The sequence below is a fragment of the Ottowia cancrivicina genome (assembly GCF_029813755.1).
Taxonomy (GTDB): Bacteria; Pseudomonadota; Gammaproteobacteria; order Burkholderiales; family Burkholderiaceae_C; genus Ottowia; species Ottowia massiliensis.
The window spans coordinates 43,636-58,966 of sequence record NZ_JARVII010000012.1 but is presented as its reverse complement, the minus strand read 5'-3'; the positions used below and the strand labels follow the sequence as shown (position 1 = coordinate 58,966).

Here is a 15,331-nt window from a genome sequence, read left to right as displayed (position 1 = left end):
ATGGCACTGCGACACCTGAGCCTGCGCGATTTCGTCATCGTCAAGCAGCTGGAGCTGGACTTTTCAGCGGGCTTTACGGCGCTCACCGGCGAAACCGGCGCGGGCAAATCCATCCTGCTCGATGCAGTGCAACTGGCCCTGGGCGCGCGCGCCGACGCCTTGTCCGTGCGCGAAGGCGCCAGCCGCTGCGAAGTGGCTGCCGAATTCGACACCCCCGCGCCCCTGGCCGCCTGGCTGCAAGAAGCGGGCTTTGAGCCAGAAGCCACGCTGCTGCTGCGCCGCACCGTGGACGCAGGCGGCAAAAGCCGCGCGTGGATCAACGGCTCGGCCGCCACCGCCGCCCAGCTGCGCGAAGCCGCCGCGTGGCTGGTAGACATTCACGGCCAGCACGCCTGGCAAAGCCTCACCCGGCCTGCTGCCACCCGCGCCCTGCTGGACGCCTACGCGCGGCTGGACACCGCGCCGCTGGCCGCCGCCTGGCACGCCTGGCGCGCCGCAGCCCGCCAGCTGGACGAAGCCCGCGCCGCGCAAGAAACCCTGGCGCAAGAGCGCGAGCGCCTGCAATGGCAAATCGGCGAACTCGAAAAACTCGCCCCCGGCGAAGGCGAATGGGCCGAACTCAACCAACGCCACGAACGCCTGGCCCACGCCCAGGCCCTCATCGACGCCGCGCAAACCGCCCGCGAAGCCCTGCAAGGCGACAGCGACAGCGGCGGCAGCAACGCCCTGGCCGCGCTGGAGCAGGCGCAAGCGGCCTTGCAGGCGCAAAGCCACATCGAGCCTGACTTCGCCCCCCTGGCCGAGCTGCTGGAAGCGGCCATCGCCCAAGCGGGCGACGTGGCCCACTCGCTCAGCGGCTGGCTGGCCCGCGCCGAAACCGACCCCGAAGCCCTGCGCGAAGTCGATGAGCGCCTGAGCCAATGGCTCTCGCTGGCCCGCCGCTGGCGCCGCACGCCTGAAGAGCTGCCCGCCACCCTGGCCGCCTGGCAGGCCGAACTGGCGCGGCTGGACAGCGCCGCCGACCTGGCCGCCCTGCAAGCGCGCGCCGAAGCCGCCCGCGCCGCCTGGCTGCAAGAAGCCCGCCGCGCCAGCGCCGCGCGCGCCGCCGCCGCCCCCCGGCTGGCCGAAGCCGTCACCCAGGCCATGCAGCGCCTGGGCATGCCCGGCGGGCGCTTCGTCATCGAACTGCCCCCCCTCGCGCCCGAAGAAGCCGCCGCGCACGGGCTGGAAAACGTGGCCTTTCTCGTGGCCGCCCACGCGGGCGTCAGCCCCCGGCCGCTCGAAAAAGTGGCCTCCGGCGGCGAACTCTCGCGCCTGGCGCTGGCCATCGCCGTCACCACCAGCCGCCTGGGCAGCGTGCCCACGCTGGTGTTTGACGAAGTGGACTCCGGCGTGGGCGGCGCCGTGGCCGTCACCGTCGGCCAGCTGCTGCGCCAGCTGGGCGCAGACCGGCAAGTGCTGTGCGTCACCCACCTGGCGCAAGTGGCCGCCTGCGCCCACCAGCAGCTGGTCGTCAGCAAGCAAAGCAGCGCCGAAGGCGCCAGCAGCCGCGTGCAAGCTGCCGAAGGCGACGCGCGCGACGCCGAAATCGCCCGCATGCTCGGCGGCGACCCCCAATCGGCCGCCACCCTGGCCCACGCGCGCGAAATGCTGGCCGCCGGGCAGGCCCCGGCCGCTGCGGAGTTTGCAGCGCCTGAAGCGGGCGGCGCGCGGAAAACAGCCCGCGCCCGAAAGGGCAGGGCGGAAGGCGGTGCGGCGGATAGGGTGGCGGATGATGCGGCCTGAATTCGCTCCTTGTTCGATAGCATGATGTCCTAGTGGAAACTGCGCAGATGCCGTTTTCTGATGCCCTGAATTCGCTCCTTTTTTGATACGGAAAGGCTCCCATGTCCGCCGCTTCTGATGCTCCCGCCGCCGCGCTCGATCTGGTACTCATCACCGGCATGTCCGGCTCCGGCAAATCCGTGGCCCTGCGCGCGCTGGAAGACGCGGGCTACTACTGCGTGGACAACCTGCCGCCCGAGCTGCTTCAGGCTTTTCTGGCCCTGCCCGCCATGCAGGGCACGGGGCGCGTGGCCGTGGCCATTGACGCGCGCAGCCGCACCTCGCTGCCGCAGCTGCCCGCGCTGCTGAAAACGCTGGGCGGGCAGGCGCGCGTCATCTTTCTGGATGCCAATGACGAAACGCTGACGCGGCGCTTTTCCGAAACGCGCCGCCGCCACCCGCTCTCGGCCATCCACCCTGCCGACGCCGACGCCCTGCCCGCCCTGGCGCAAGCCATCACCCGCGAGCGCGAAATGCTGGACGGCCTGCGCAGCCGCGCCCATGTGATTGACACCAGCCACATCCGCCCCGCGCAGCTGGCCTCGGCGGTCAAAAGCGTGATCGCCGCGCCCGCCGCGCACCTCACGCTGGTGTTCGAGTCTTTCGGCTTCAAGCGCGGCGCGCCGCTGGACGCCGACTACCTGTTTGACGTGCGCATGCTGCCCAACCCCTACTACGAACCGGCTCTGCGCCCGCTCACGGGCCGCGACGCGCCCGTGGCCGATTACCTGGCGCACCAGCCCGAAGTGGCGCAAATGCAAGAGCACATCGCCAGCTTCTTGCAAACCTGGCTGCCGCGCCTGGCCGCAGACCACCGCAGCTACGTCACCGTGGCCATTGGCTGCACGGGCGGGCAGCACCGCTCCGTCTATCTGGCCGAGCAGCTGGCCCGCCAGTTCGCCCCCCGCTGGAGCACGCTGGCGCGCCACCGTGAGCTGGGCTGAAACCCGGCCTTTCTTCTCCCCAAAAACACCCACGAAAACCATGCCCTTTGAAACCGCCCTGACCGAAGAAGACCTGCGCCGCAACATCGCCGCCATACGCGCCCGCATGGACGCCGCCTGCCAGCGCAGCGGCCGCAGTCCGCAAGACGTGCGCCTGCTGCCCGTGAGCAAAACCGTGCCCGAGGAGCGCCTACGCCTGGCCTGGGCCGCCGGCGTGCGCGAAATGGGCGAAAACAAAGTACAGGAGGCCTACGGCAAGTGGCAGGCCATGCGCCAGGACATGCCCGGTTTGCGCTGGTGCCTGATTGGCCACCTGCAAACCAACAAGGCCCGGCTGGTGGCCGAATTCGCCAGCGAATTTCACGCGCTCGACAGCCTGCGCGCGGCCCGGGCGCTGGACGCGCGCCTGCAAGCGCTGGGCCGCAGCCTGGACGTGCTGGTGCAAATCAACACTTCCGGCGAAGCCAGCAAATTCGGCCTGGCGCCGCAAGAGGCGCTGGCCTTCATGCGCGAGCTGCCCGCCTTCGCCAGCCTGAACGTGCGCGGCCTGATGACGCTGGCCATGCACACCACCGACGAGCCGCAAGTGCGCCAGTGCTTTGCGCTGCTGCGCGATCTGCGCGACCGCCTGCGGCAAGACGCCCCGCAAGGCGCGGCCCTGGCCGAGCTGTCCATGGGCATGTCGGGCGACTTTGAATGGGCCATTGAAGAAGGCGCGACCACCGTGCGCGTGGGCCAGGCCATCTTCGGCGCGCGCAGCCTGCCTGACTCGCACTACTGGCCCGAAGGCAAGGCGTGAGAAACCCTTCTGTTCGCAGCGTCCGCCCGTGAGCGCGAAAAAAGCGGCTCCGGGCAGATCCTGCGGCCTTGCCAATCCTCGCCGGGCGGCCAGCTCCGCCCGGCAGGCCGCTGAAACGCCGTCTCCCGTGGGAGAGCAGGGCGCAGGGGCAGGGCGGGCATGACAGCCCGGCGCCAGGCATCCGCCAGCAAGCCATTCCCTCCCTTGCTGGCCCCTTGTTCCGCTCCTTGTTTCATAGCATGAGGCCCTAGTGGAAAGGGCGCAAGCGGCGTTTTAGATCGCTTGAATTCGCTCCTTTTTCTGATGCCTTCCGGCAGCCTTCGCGGCCAGGCCTGGGGCGGGCGTCCGGAGCCGCGCACTCACGGAAAGGCTTTGAACGGGTTTTCAGGAAGCGCCCGCGTCATACGCCCAGCGGCAGCGCGCGCCGCCGCCAGCGGTTTCGTGGCGGGCCATGTCGTAGGTGAATTCGCCCTCGCAAAACTGGCCGCGCGCAAGCGCGTCGCGCAACTCGGGCCAGCGGGCCTGCAAATCGCTGCGCTGCGCCCAGTCGGGCGGGTGGGGGTAGGTGCGCAGCAGGCGGTAGCGAAAGCGCGGCAGCAGGCCGTAAGAGGCGCTGGGGGGCGCGATGTCAAGGTCGATGATGTCCAGTTTGGGTTCGCCCAGGGGCAGGCACCAAGCGTAGTCGCGGTGCTGGGCGGGCTGCATGGCGGGGGTGAGTTCGTACACGTCGGCTTCCACCATCTGGCCGGCCTGCGGGCCGCGCCGGGCGCTGATGCTGCGGCGCTCGCTGTGCAGCACGCCCAGCTCCTTGAGGCGTTGCAGGTAGGGCAGGGTGCGCGTGACGACGCGGCTTTCGGGCGCGCGCTCGGCCTGGGCGTAGAGGGCGACGCTGTAGCGCGCGGGCTGGGCGCTGAGTTCTTCATCCACCGGCCAGTCAGGGTGGCCGGGCAGGTGCAGGCAGCTCTGGGCGTCAGCGCTGGCGGCGGCCGCGCCGTGGATTTTTTCGATGGCCTGGCGCGCCTCGGTCTGGCTGGGCGCGCCGCCGCCGCGCAGGGCGATCCAGGCCAGCAGGAGCTGGCGCTGCGCCTTGCCGTAGAGGATTTCCAGCTCGCGCTGCCAGTATTTCCAGCCGCTTTCGGAGCGGGCGGCGCGCCCGCGCGTTTGCTGGCCGGCCCAGCCGCTGGCTTCGCGCACGAGGACGATTTGCCGGATTTCGGGCCGCAGCGCCCGGCCCAGGGTGTCGGCAAAGGCGCGCTGCACGGCGGGGTGGCTGGCCCAGTAGGGCGTCTGGCTGGCGCTGGGGCCGGTGCGCACGCGCACGGCGTAGTAGCTGCGCTCCAGGTTGCTGTCGGGCGTTTCGCTGTGCCAGCCGGTCAGGCCCAGGTAGTGGCGCCAGCCGAGTTCAAAGCAGTGCGGCTGGCTGTCCCAGCCGCTGCTGGCCCAGCCCTGGCGGCTGAGGCGAAAGCGCGTGGCGGGGTAGAGCGCGCCATTGAGCGGGATGTTGATGCGGGTGCGCTCCAGCACGCCCGCGTCGGCCAGCGCGCGCAGCTGCTGGAGGCGGCGGCCCGGGGCGGCGGCGCTATCAGGCAGGGCCGCGCCGCCGTCGCCAGCGGCGCTGGCCGCGCCGGTCTGGCCGGCTTGCCGGGCCTGGGCCTGGGCTTGCGGGCGGGCGGCTTCGTCAATGAAGTCTTCATGCCAGGCCATGCCGCCCGGGCTGGCGGAGCGGCCATCGGGCCGGGGTTCGTCATCCAGCGCCAGGCAGACCGGTCCCAGGCCGGCATCCAGCGACTGCGGCCCGAAGGGCGAGGCTTGGCGGGACTGCTGGGCCAGCGTCTCGCGCACGGCGTTGTCAAAGCTGGGCGCAGTGGGCAGCCAGGCCAGCGCCACCCACCACAGCAGGGCCGTGAGGGCCAGCCAGGCGTTCAGCCACAGCAGCAGGCGCGCGCGCCGGGGCGGCGTGGTGGAGGCGGGAGCGGGCAGGCTGTCTTCGACTTCCACGAAGGAATCGGTGGCCTGCATGAGCGTGCTCTGCCGCGTGAGCCGGGCCATGTGCCGCAGGCCACGGCGCAGCTTGTCGAAAGCCTTGCCGGTGGGCAGCATGGCGTGCGGCAGCCGCACGATGCCGCCCTCGTATTCCACGCGCAGCCACTGGTAGCCCGCGCGGCGCAGCAAGTTGATGGAGCGGATCCAGGCGTAAGGCACCACCAGCGTCTGACCGGCGTGCTGCACGGTGAGCGCGTTTTCATCCAGGATGACGCGGCCCTTGCGGCAAAAGCGCAGCACCCACAGCAGCCACAGCAGGGCCGCAGCCGCCCCCAGCGCCCATAGCGGCAGGCTCCAGGGCGACACGGCAACAGGCGCCTCGCCTTCCTGCGGCGCTTGCAGCAGCTGCCACAGCTGCCGCCCGGCCAGCGCCAGCGGCAGCGCAGCGGCCAGGAAAGCGCGATGCCAGGGCAGGCGAAAGGGAAAGGCCAGGCGGCGGGAGGACATGGGCGGCGGTTGTCGGGCGTTTTTGGCAGACGGCGATGGCGCGTCAAGCCGGTGAAGCATGCAATTTTCATGCTTGGCGCCGATTCTGCGGCCATTTCCGGCGCCTCAAAGACACGTTGCCAAGCACCTGAGCGGCTTCAACGCGGGCGGCTCTGGCTGGCGGAGGCGGGCATGAAAAAGGCCGCTGCCGGAGGAGGCAGCGGCCTTGCGGCGTTGCGGCGTTCAGCCAGCGGCCGGGGCTGCTGGCTTTGCGCGTCTGGCGCGGGCTGCGTTTTTGGCTTCCTGGGCGTTTTTGGCCTGGCTGGCCAGTCCGCCGCGCAGGGCGTTGAGCAAGATGGCGATGGTGCTGCCGTTGTGCAGCACGGAGGAGGCCACGGGGGTGAGCCAGCCAGCGGCGGCGGCGGCGAGGATGCCGGTGTTGGCGGCGACGGTGAATTTGAAGTTGCCGTCGATGCGGCGCATGGTGGCGGCGGCCAGCGCCTTGGCGTCGGCCACGCGGCCTACGTCGTCTTCGAGCAGGGCGATGTCGGAGGTCAGGCGCGCCAGGTCGGCGCCGCGCTGCATGGCAATGCCCACATGCGCGCCGGCCAGGGCGGGGGCGTCGTTCATGCCGTCGCCGATGAAGGCGATTTTTGCGCCCTGCGCCTTCATTTGCGAGAGCAGGGCGGCCTTGTCTTCGGGCAGCAGCTGGGCGTGGTATTCGTCAAGCCGCAGATGGCGGGCGAGTTCGGCGGCGCGGTCTTCGTGGTCGCCGGTGAGCATGACGATGCGCCTGGCGCCCAGCGCGCGCAGGCGCGCGATGGTTTCGGCGGCGTTGTCGCGCACGGTGTCTTTCAGGCCGATGATGCCCAGCAGCTTGCCGCCAAAGCCGATGTAAAGGGGCGTTTTGCCTTCTTGCATGAGGCGGTCGATGTCGTCCAGATAGGCGCTCATGTCGATGCCTTCGTCTTCTTCGACGAAGTGGCGCGAGCCGACGACGATGCGCTTGCCCTGCACCACGCTGGCCACGCCGTGGGCGGCGATGAAGCGCACTTCTTCGTGGTCGAAATGGCGGCCGCTTTGGCGGCGGGCGGCTTCCACCACGGCTTGCGCCAGGGGGTGGAAGTAGTGCTCTTCAACGGAGGCGGCCAGGTCGATCAGGTCGGCCGGGCCGAAGTTGGGGTCATACGCGAAGGTGTCGGTAACAGCCAGGCGGCCCGTGGTGAGGGTGCCGGTTTTGTCGAAGACGAAGGTGTCGGCTTCGGCCAGGCGCTCCAGCGCGTCGGCGCCCTTGAAGAGCAGGCCCTGGCGGCCGGCGGCGTACATGGCGGATTTGAAGGCCACGGGCGTGGCGAGCTTGAGGGCGCAGGCGTAGTCGGCCTGGAGCACGGCGGCGGCGCGCCGCCAGTCGCCCGAGAAAAGCCAGGCCGCGCCCGCCAGGCCCAGCACGCCGGGCACAAGCTTGTCGGCCAGGCGGCTGGCGGCCAGTTGCGTGCCGCTTTTGACTTGCAGGGCGTGCTGTACGTAGTTGGCGATGCGCGCGCTGGCGGTGCCCGTGCCCACGCGCTCGGCGTACACGCGCACGCGGCCTTCTTCGACCACGGTGCCGGAGAGCACGGTGTCGCCCCGGCGGCGCACGACGGGCATGCTTTCGCCTGTCATGCTGGCTTCGTTCACGGTGGCTTCGCCGCCGAGCACGGTGCCGTCCACGGGGATGAGGTTGCCGGCGGCGCAGATGACGGTGTCGCCCACTTGCACGTCGGCAGCGCTCACTTGCACTTCGTTGCCTTCGCGCTCGACCCAGACGCTGCCCGCGTCAGGGTGCAGCAGGTGCTTGAGCAAATCATCAGAGCGGCGGGCGATGGAGTGCTCCAGGTATTCGCCCAGCGCCAGCATGAACAGGGTGGTGTTGGCGGCGAGCTGATCGCCGCTGGCGGTGGAGATGGCCACGGCCAGGGCCTCGAGCACGTGGGAGTTCAGCCCTTCGGTGAACAGGTCTTTGAGCGCGTCGGCATACAGCGGCAGGGAGACGGCCAGGGTGGCGGGGCGGCCCAGCGACTGGGGCATCTTGCGCGTGGTCAGCAGCAGGGCAGCGCTGGCGAGCACTTCGCCGCCCGCGCCCATCAGGCCCCCGCCTTCGCCGTGGCTGCAATCGGCCGCCAGCGCCGTGCCGCAAGCGCCGGTGGCAGCCAGCGCGGGCAGGCGCAGCAGGGCTTGGGCGATGGCCTCGGGGCCGGTGCGCCCCGGCTCATAGTGCAGGGCGATGGAGCGGGCCGCCGTGTTCAGGCGCACGCGGGTGACGCCCGGTATTTCTTGCGCCATGCGCCGTAGCGCGTGCGGCGCGAGCGCGGGCAGGCCGGGCGTGAGGCGGTAGCGGTAGCGCACGCGGCCGCGCCCCTGGTGCGCGGGCGTGAGCGAGGCGAACAGGCGCGCGGCTTGCGCGGGCAGGTTTCGGGAGGCGGGGCTGGAAGGCATGGCGGGGGCGGGTCGGCAGGGGTGGGTGAGGGCCGCGCAGGCGGGGTGGCAGAAGGCGGAAGGCGCGGGCCAGCGGCGGCGGCCTTTCAGGCGGGCGAAACGGACACCAAAAAAGGAGCAAATTCAGGGGCGCCCAAAAGGCCGTTGCCGCTTTATTGGCGGCGAGGTCATGCTATCAATCAAGGAGCGAAAACAGCCTTTGCCTTGCCTTTGCAGGCCTTGCCAGGGCCAGCGATGCGCCTGCGTGGAACGGCGGCGCGCGCGGGGGCGGGCTGGAGCCGGGCCGCAGGCAGCGGGCCAGATGCGGCAGGCCGCCTGCGGGGCGGGCAGGATCAGTCTTCGTCGGCAAAGCCGCCATGCTCGGCGGCCACTTCGGCCTTGAGATCGGCGATTTGCTCCTTGAACTCTTCCACGCTGCCGGCCACGCCGGCATAGAGCTTCATCACCATGCGCAGCAGGCGCGCGCGCTTGTCCGCGTCGCCCAGCACGTAGGCGGCCGCGCCGCCGAGCACGAGGCCGATGATGAATTGCTCCATCTGGCGGTTGCTGAGCCAGCCCAGCCAGCCCGTGCCGTGCGTCTGGGCGGCCGCGCCAGCGGGGAAAGCGCCCGGATAAGCGCCGGGGAAAGCGCCCGGGGCGTAGCCGGGTGCGCCTTGCGCCCAGGCGGCGTCCCAGGGCTGCTGGCCCCACGGCTGCTGGGGCTGGCCCCAGGGCATCTGGCCTTGCTGGGCGGCCCAGTAAGCGGCCTGTTGGGCGGCTTGTTGCGCGGCGGCTTGCTGCCCGGCGCTCCACTGGTTCCAGTCGCCCTGCTGGGCGTTGTTCTGGAAGGTTTGCTGGGTGTTGTCGCGGTTAGTCTGGTTCTTGGCCATGAGCGGTTTCCTGGTTGGAAGGGTGAGGTGTTTGCAAAAAGTATTCGGCAGCGGCCACGGCGGCAGCGCCTGCGGCCACGCTGAGCAGCGCCTGGGCATATTGCGCGCCGCGCAGGGCGCGCATGGCGGCCACGCCGCTGGCCAGCGCCGCGCCGCCTTGCACGGCCAAGCGCAGCGTGCGGCGGTCCAGCCGGGGCTGGCAGCCTTGGCTTTGCAGGGCGGCGAGCAGGCCGCTGGTGACGAAGCCGCGCACGAATTCATCGGCAAGGGTGCGCTGCTCGACGGCGGCGGGCGCGCCGCCTGTCTGCGCAGGCTGGGCCTGCCACGGCGCGGGCCATGCGGGCAAGGCAGACGCGGGCCAGGGCGCGCCTGCGGCGGCATCCGCAGCGGGCCAGGGCGCGGCGAAGGCGGGGGCAAACGGGGCGGCGGCCATCATTCAGCAGCAGAGTCCGGGGCGGCAGCCTTTTTGCGCGGCGGGCGGCGGCGGGCGGGCTTGGCGGCGCGCGCCGGTTCGCTGGCGGCTTCGGGCGCGCTGGCTTCGGCGGCGCTCGTTGCGGGCTTGGCGGCGCGCTTGCCAGCCGCCCTGGGCTTGCGGGCGCTGGGCCGCGCCGCCTTGTCCGCTTTGGCGGGCTGGCGGGCCTGGTCTTCGGGCGCAGGCAGGGCGGGTATGACAGCGGGCTGGGCCGGAGCGGCCTGGCCGGCCTGCTCCTGGCCGTGCTTGCCGCCGCGCAGGGCCTGCCATTTGTCGTGCAGGGCGTCGGCCACGGTTTCGCGCAGGTTGGCGCTGCTCTGGCGCACGCTTTCGAGGCCGCTGGCGGCGCTGGCGCGCAGCTTGCCGCTGGCGGCCTGAACGGCGCTTTGCACTTTGCCGCGCCGCCACAGCTCGGTGGCCGCGACGCCGGCGGCTGCGCCTGCGATGAAGGGAATCAAAGGCAACATGAGTCAGTTCTCCTGGTTGTGGGGTTGCGGTGGGTGGGTTGGGGTGCGCGCGTGTCGCATCCCCTGGACGGCGGCGCTGCCGGTGAACGCCCCCGCCAGCAGCGTCGGATGGGCGGCGCGCAACAAGGCGCCCGCCAGGCCGAACAGGCCGCCCTGGCGGGAAAGCAGGGCCAGCAGCTGCTCCACGGTGTCGCCAATGAGGCCGTGGCGGGTGTGGGCCTGGGCGGGCGCAATGCCTTGCAGGGCGTGGTAGCGCTCCAGGTCGGCGGCGGCCTGCCAGGCGCGCTGCAAGGCGGGCAGGTGGCGCGTGAGCAGATCAGACTGCGCGCGCTGGAACAGGCGGGCGGCTGCGCTGCTGACGGGCGCCGTTTGCAGGCGCTGGTAAAGGCCGGCGCTGGCAATGCAGCCGTTCATGGCGCGCTCGATGCTGGCGCGCCAGCCCGCGCCCAGCCGAGGCGGGGCGATGGGCGCAGTCATGGGCGCGATGCCCGCAGGCTGGCACAGCGCGGCAAGGGCCGCCGCAAGCGACTGGATGCGCTGCCCGCACGCCTGGTGCAGCGCGGGCCAGGGCGCGTAGCTGCCAAAGGCGGCCAGGGCGGCGCTGTAGTAGGCGTAGGCGGCCTGCTCGTCTTGCAGGGCGGCGCGCAGCGCGGCGGCGGTGGCCGGCCAGGCCGCTGCATCAGGCGTTGGCGGCGCAGCGAAGGCTGGCATGGGTTTCTTCAAGAATGGCGTGCAGGGCCTGGGCGGCGGCGCTGTCCGCGCCCGCGAGCAGGTCGGGCCAGGCTGCATCAGGGATGATGGCCGTGTCGTATTCCACGGTGCAGGAGCGCGCCAGCAGGTTCCATTTGATGGCGCGCACGCCGCGAATTTGCCCCAGCACGGCGGAGAAAGCGTCGGCGCTGCTTTCCAGCGCGCTGAAATTGATGCCGTCCAATGCTTTCATGCTCAGTTTCAGGCGCACGCGCCCGGGAAGCTGGTGGGCGATTTTCAGATGCGGCGCGAAGTGCGCCAGCAGCGCGGCCGGCGGGGTGTCGGCGGTGATTTCGAGGGCGGCGGAACTCATGAGAGCGGGGAAGGGCAGAGAAATTACTGGCGGCCCAGCAGCAGGTATTCCAGCAGGGCCTTTTGCACGTGCATGCGGTTTTCGGCTTCGTCCCACACCACGGATTGCGGGCCGTCGATGACTTCGGCGGTGACTTCTTCGCCACGGTGCGCGGGCAGGCAGTGCATGAACAGGGCGTCGAGCTTGGCCATGCGCATCAGGCTTTCGTCCACGCGCCAGTTGGCGAAGGCTTTGCGGCGCGCCTCGTTTTCGGCTTCGTAGCCCATGCTGGTCCACACGTCGGTGGTGACGAGATCAGCGCCCGCGCAGGCCTGGCGGGGGTCGGCGAAGTTCTGCCAGCCCTTGCCGCCGCCGTCCAGCGCGGCCAGCGCGGTGTCCACTTCATAGCCGCGCGGGGTGGACACGCGCAGCTCGAAGCCCAGCAGCGCGGCGGCCTGCGCCCAAGTGTTGGCCATGTTGTTGCCGTCGCCTATCCAGGCCACGGTCTTGCCGCAGATGGAGCCGCGATGCTCGGTGTAGGTGAAGATGTCGGCCAGGATCTGGCAGGGGTGGTATTCGTTGGTCAGGCCGTTGATGACGGGCACGCGCGAGTGCGCGGCAAAGCGCTGCAGGCGCTCTTGCTCGAAGGTGCGGATCATCACGGCGTCCACCATGCGGCTGATGACGCGCGCGGTGTCTTCAACCGGCTCGCTGCGGCCCAGCTGGCTGTCGCCCGAGGTCAGATGCACCACGCTGCCGCCCAGCTGGTACATGCCCGCCTCAAAGCTCACACGCGTGCGGGTGCTGGCTTTTTCAAAGATGAGCGCCAGCGTGCGGTCGGTGAGCGTGTGGTGTTTTTCGTAGGCCTTGAATTTGCGCTTGATGAGCGCGGCGCGCTCCAGCAGGTAGGCGTATTCGTCCGCCGTGAAATCGGAAAACTGAAGGTAGTGCCTGATGGGGGCGGGTGCGGTCATGGCGCGGCTTTTTCTTTCAGAAAGGTTTTGATCAGCGGAACGAGGATGGAGACGATTTCGTCCGCCTCGGCCTGCGTGAGGATGAGCGGCGGCGCCAGGCGCACCACGCGCTCGGCGGTCACGCTGATGAGCAGGCCCGCCTGCAAGGCGCGCAGCGCCAGCGCGCCGCAAGGGCGGTCCAGCTCGATGCCGATCAGCAAGCCCTGGCCGCGCACTTCTTTCACGCCCGCCGTGCCGTCCAGCGCCGTTTGCAGCGCCTCTTTCAGATGCGAGCCCACCTCGCCGGCATGCGCCACCAGGCCCTCTTCTTCCATGATGCGGATGGTTTCCACGCCCGCGCGCATGGCCAGCGGATTGCCGCCGAAAGTGGTGCCGTGGTTGCCGGGCTGGAAGATGTGGGCGGCCCTGGGGCCAGCCACCACCGCGCCGACGGGCACGCCCGAGGCCAGGCCCTTGGCCAGCGGCATCACGTCAGGCGTGATGCCCGCCCACTGGTGCGCGAACCACTTGCCGGTGCGGCCCATGCCGCACTGCACTTCGTCAATCATCATCAGCCAGCCGCGCTCGTCGCAAAGCTGGCGCAGCTGGCGCAGGTATTCGGCGCGCGCGGGGTTCACGCCGCCTTCGCCCTGAATCGTTTCAAAAAACACGGCCACCACATCCGGATGGCCGTCAGTGGCTTTTTTCAGCGCCTCAATGTCATTGAGCGGCACGCGGATGAAGCCGGGCAGCAGCGGCTCGAAGCCCTTTTGCACTTTCGGGTTGGCCGTGGCGCTGAGCGTGGCGATGCTGCGGCCATGAAAGGCTTTTTCGCACACCACGATTTGCGGATTGGCAATGCCTTTGTCGTGGCCGTATTTGCGCGCCAGCTTGAGGGCGGCCTCGTTGGCTTCCAGCCCGCTGTTGCAGAAAAAGACGTTGGTCATGCCCGAAAGCGCGGCCAGCTTCGCCGCCAGCCGCTCGGCATCGGGCACGTGGTAGTAATTGCAGCAGTGAATGAGCTTGCCCACCTGCTCCTGCAAGGCGGGCACCAGCTTCGGATGGGCGTGGCCCAGCGTGTTCACGGCAATGCCGGCCAGCGCGTCCAGATAGCGGTTGCCGTTCACGTCCCACAGGCGGCAGCCTGCGCCGCGCTCCATGGCCACCGGCAGGCGGGCGTAGGTGTTCATGGTGTGAGGCGAGGCCGCTTCGGCAGGGGCAGACATGGCAACGATTCCTTGCAAAAAAAGATGCCAGGCCGCTTGCAGCGCGGCCCGGCGCGTGAATTCTAGGGCAGGCCCGATTCCTTGGCTTGCCGCGTAAAATCCGCCGGTTTTGCACCTCTGCTACACCCATCGCCACATAAAACAACAGGCGAACAACAGGCGGCAGCGCCCGTTTGCCGCCGCAACCGCATACGCAATGGCACCCCCCCGCTCACCCGACAGCCAGGTTTTCATTCAGGGCATCACCAGCTCGGGCCGCGCTTTCAGGCCCAGCGACTGGGCCGAACGCCTGGCTGGCGTGATGAGCCAGTTCCGCCCCAAGGGCAGCGCGCCGTCTGACGCGCGCCTTTGCTACTCGCCCTGGTGCGTGCCGACCACCATGAACAACATCAAATGCGTGGTTCTGAGCGCCGCCCTGCGCCAGCATGAACCTATGGCCTGGGATTTCGTGATGAATTTCGCCAGGGACAATGACTTGCAGGTGGTGCAAGCCTGCCTGGTGCCTGAAGACTGAGCGCTGGCGCGCGCCAGCCAGCCATTGCCGCAGCGCCTTGCCATGTGCTTGAGCGGGGCGGCGCCCGCGCTCCGCACACCCTTTGTGCCGCGCTCCTGTCACACAGCCCGTCATGCATGCATTGTTTGATCCGCGCCAGATTCCGGTGTGTGGGGTGGACACGCACCTGCCCGCCGTGGCAGCCGCCCGGCTGACGCCGCAGGCGCTGCGCCAGCGCTTTGCCGCGCCGCCCGCCTGGCAGCCGGAAGTGCGGCGCGAACCTGACCTGCCCGGCGCCAGCCGCCCGCTGGCGGCAGCGGCGGTGCTGATGCCTCTGGTACAGCGCCCGCAAGGGATGACAGTGCTGCTGACGCAGCGCACGGCGCACCTGTCCAGCCACGCCGGACAAGTGGCTTTTCCGGGCGGCAAGGCGGATGCGGAAGATGCCAGCGCGGCGGCCACGGCGCTGCGCGAGGCCGAGGAAGAAGTGGGCCTGGCGCGCCGCCACGTACAGGTGCTGGGCGAGCTGGCGGCGTACGTGACGGGCACGCGCTACGCCGTCACGCCCGTGGTGGGGCTGGTGCAGCCAGGCTTTGCGCTGCGGCCCAACCCGGATGAAGTGGCGCAGGTGTTTGAAGCGCCGCTGGCCTTTTTGATGAACCCGGCCCACCACCGCCGCCACCAGATGGCCGATGGCCGCCAGTGGTTTTCAATGCCGTACACGGACGAAGCGGGGCGCGAGCACTACATCTGGGGCGCAACGGCAGGCATGCTGCGCAACCTGTATCGCTTTTTGATGGCTTGAGAGCCTGTTCAGAGTCCGTCCGTGGGCGCGCAAGGCATGGAACAGGCGGCGTTATTTCGCTATTTTCTTGATAGCATGAAGTCCCGATGGAATGTGCGAGGTATGGCATTTCCGACCCCCTGAATTTGCTCCTTTTTCAGGTGTGGCCAGACATGCGGAGCGGCTTGCAGGCTGCGCCTTGTTCATCGGGCGCGCGCATTTTGCATTTTGAAGGGCAGCGCCGCGCGGGCATTTGGCATGAGGCGGCTCAGATTGGCGCGTTTGCCAGACAGGGCCTGCGCATCAGGGCGGAGGCTTCATCCAGAAAGAGCAGGGCAGGGCGGCGCAGCAGGGCGCGAGCCAGGATCAGGCGCTGCTGTTTGCCGCCGCAGGGCTGGCGATGCCATTCGCGCGCCGTTCACGCTCTTTTGCCCCTCACGGCCAGACTCTGAACAGGTTCCCGGATGAGCGCGCCAGCGCGCATGCGGCGGCGTTCGTCCGGATTTTGCTTTCG

General features: G+C 69.8%; 14 protein-coding genes and 1 pseudogene. 5 read left to right on the top strand and 10 right to left on the bottom strand.

Annotated features, from left to right (window positions below; genetic code table 11):
• The 3 genes from recN to QB898_RS07305 all read left to right on the top strand — a co-directional run bounded on the left by recN (position 1) and on the right by QB898_RS07305 (position 3,567).
• Positions 1-1,785: a DNA repair protein RecN gene (recN, locus tag QB898_RS07315; protein ID WP_279524416.1), complete on the top strand. Its 1,785-nt coding sequence runs from the start codon at positions 1-3 to the stop codon at positions 1,783-1,785.
• 101 nt (positions 1,786-1,886) lie between these two features.
• Positions 1,887-2,768, top strand: a complete 882-nt coding sequence (gene rapZ, locus QB898_RS07310; RefSeq protein ID WP_279524415.1) for an RNase adapter RapZ — start codon at positions 1,887-1,889, stop codon at positions 2,766-2,768.
• A 40-nt stretch (positions 2,769-2,808) separates the two neighbouring features.
• Positions 2,809-3,567: a YggS family pyridoxal phosphate-dependent enzyme gene (locus QB898_RS07305; protein WP_102283949.1), complete on the top strand. Its 759-nt coding sequence runs from the start codon at positions 2,809-2,811 to the stop codon at positions 3,565-3,567.
• Between the two features lie 384 nt (positions 3,568-3,951).
• Here QB898_RS07305 and QB898_RS07300 read toward each other — a convergent pair whose 3' ends face one another.
• The 9 genes from QB898_RS07300 to QB898_RS07260 form a co-directional block, all read right to left on the bottom strand.
• Entirely contained in the window at positions 3,952-6,057 is a 2,106-nt protein-coding gene (locus tag QB898_RS07300; RefSeq protein ID WP_279524414.1) for a hypothetical protein, read from the bottom strand.
• Positions 6,058-6,279: 222 nt separating this feature from the next.
• A complete protein-coding gene (locus QB898_RS07295; RefSeq protein ID WP_279524413.1) occupies positions 6,280-8,511 on the bottom strand; it encodes a heavy metal translocating P-type ATPase in 2,232 nt (743 codons plus the stop codon).
• A gap of 332 nt (positions 8,512-8,843) precedes the next feature.
• Positions 8,844-9,380 carry a hypothetical protein gene (locus QB898_RS07290; protein WP_279524412.1) on the bottom strand — a complete coding sequence of 179 codons (537 nt, stop codon included), beginning with the start codon at positions 9,378-9,380 and terminating at the stop codon, positions 8,844-8,846.
• On the bottom strand, positions 9,361-9,816 hold the full coding sequence (locus QB898_RS07285; RefSeq protein WP_279524411.1) for a hypothetical protein: 456 nt from the start codon (positions 9,814-9,816) through the stop codon (positions 9,361-9,363). Before QB898_RS07285 ends, QB898_RS07290 begins: the two co-directional genes overlap by 20 nt.
• Complete coding sequence (locus QB898_RS07280) at positions 9,813-10,319, bottom strand: hypothetical protein (protein WP_279524410.1); 507 nt, start codon at positions 10,317-10,319, stop codon at positions 9,813-9,815. Before QB898_RS07280 ends, QB898_RS07285 begins: the two co-directional genes overlap by 4 nt.
• 3 nt (positions 10,320-10,322) lie before the next feature.
• Positions 10,323-11,030 carry a hypothetical protein gene (locus tag QB898_RS07275; RefSeq protein WP_279524409.1) on the bottom strand — a complete coding sequence of 236 codons (708 nt, stop codon included), beginning with the start codon at positions 11,028-11,030 and terminating at the stop codon, positions 10,323-10,325.
• Entirely contained in the window at positions 10,999-11,382 is a 384-nt protein-coding gene (locus QB898_RS07270; protein WP_199170983.1) for a hypothetical protein, read from the bottom strand. Before QB898_RS07270 ends, QB898_RS07275 begins: the two co-directional genes overlap by 32 nt.
• Before the next feature lie 23 nt (positions 11,383-11,405).
• On the bottom strand, positions 11,406-12,335 hold the full coding sequence (gene argF / locus QB898_RS07265) for an ornithine carbamoyltransferase (protein ID WP_279524408.1): 930 nt from the start codon (positions 12,333-12,335) through the stop codon (positions 11,406-11,408).
• Positions 12,332-13,540 (bottom strand): aspartate aminotransferase family protein, encoded by a 1,209-nt coding sequence (locus QB898_RS07260; RefSeq protein ID WP_279524407.1) that lies wholly within the window; start codon positions 13,538-13,540, stop codon positions 12,332-12,334. Before QB898_RS07260 ends, argF begins: the two co-directional genes overlap by 4 nt.
• Positions 13,541-13,736: 196 nt before the next feature.
• Here QB898_RS07260 and QB898_RS07255 point away from each other — a divergent pair, with 196 nt between their 5' ends.
• Together QB898_RS07255 and QB898_RS07250 are read left to right on the top strand one after the other, a co-directional pair.
• Complete coding sequence (locus QB898_RS07255; protein ID WP_279524406.1) at positions 13,737-14,054, top strand: DUF3579 domain-containing protein; 318 nt, start codon at positions 13,737-13,739, stop codon at positions 14,052-14,054.
• A 112-nt stretch (positions 14,055-14,166) separates the two neighbouring features.
• On the top strand, positions 14,167-14,838 hold the full coding sequence (locus QB898_RS07250; RefSeq protein ID WP_279524405.1) for a CoA pyrophosphatase: 672 nt from the start codon (positions 14,167-14,169) through the stop codon (positions 14,836-14,838).
• Between the two features lie 247 nt (positions 14,839-15,085).
• Here the strand turns inward: QB898_RS07250 and QB898_RS07245 are convergent.
• Positions 15,086-15,196, bottom strand: a pseudogene (locus QB898_RS07245) (hypothetical protein); the annotation flags it as partial.
• Positions 15,197-15,331 lie beyond the last annotated feature (135 nt).

Bases quoted from the DNA above. Each gene is read 5' to 3' on its own strand.
- QB898_RS07260 (WP_279524407.1), bottom strand. From the start codon at position 13,540: ATGTCTGCCCCTGCCGAAGCGGCCTCGCCTCACACCATGAACACCTAC.
- QB898_RS07280 (WP_279524410.1), bottom strand. From the start codon at position 10,319: ATGTTGCCTTTGATTCCCTTCATCGCAGGCGCAGCCGCCGGCGTCGCG.
- QB898_RS07275 (WP_279524409.1), bottom strand. From the start codon at position 11,030: ATGCCAGCCTTCGCTGCGCCGCCAACGCCTGATGCAGCGGCCTGGCCG.
- QB898_RS07255 (WP_279524406.1), top strand. From the start codon at position 13,737: ATGGCACCCCCCCGCTCACCCGACAGCCAGGTTTTCATTCAGGGCATC.
- QB898_RS07305 (WP_102283949.1), top strand. From the start codon at position 2,809: ATGCCCTTTGAAACCGCCCTGACCGAAGAAGACCTGCGCCGCAACATC.
- rapZ (WP_279524415.1), top strand. From the start codon at position 1,887: ATGTCCGCCGCTTCTGATGCTCCCGCCGCCGCGCTCGATCTGGTACTC.
- recN (WP_279524416.1), top strand. From the start codon at position 1: ATGGCACTGCGACACCTGAGCCTGCGCGATTTCGTCATCGTCAAGCAG.
- QB898_RS07285 (WP_279524411.1), bottom strand. From the start codon at position 9,816: ATGATGGCCGCCGCCCCGTTTGCCCCCGCCTTCGCCGCGCCCTGGCCC.
- QB898_RS07250 (WP_279524405.1), top strand. From the start codon at position 14,167: ATGCATGCATTGTTTGATCCGCGCCAGATTCCGGTGTGTGGGGTGGAC.
- QB898_RS07295 (WP_279524413.1), bottom strand. From the start codon at position 8,511: ATGCCTTCCAGCCCCGCCTCCCGAAACCTGCCCGCGCAAGCCGCGCGC.
- QB898_RS07290 (WP_279524412.1), bottom strand. From the start codon at position 9,380: ATGGCCAAGAACCAGACTAACCGCGACAACACCCAGCAAACCTTCCAG.
- QB898_RS07270 (WP_199170983.1), bottom strand. From the start codon at position 11,382: ATGAGTTCCGCCGCCCTCGAAATCACCGCCGACACCCCGCCGGCCGCG.
- argF (WP_279524408.1), bottom strand. From the start codon at position 12,335: ATGACCGCACCCGCCCCCATCAGGCACTACCTTCAGTTTTCCGATTTC.
- QB898_RS07300 (WP_279524414.1), bottom strand. From the start codon at position 6,057: ATGTCCTCCCGCCGCCTGGCCTTTCCCTTTCGCCTGCCCTGGCATCGC.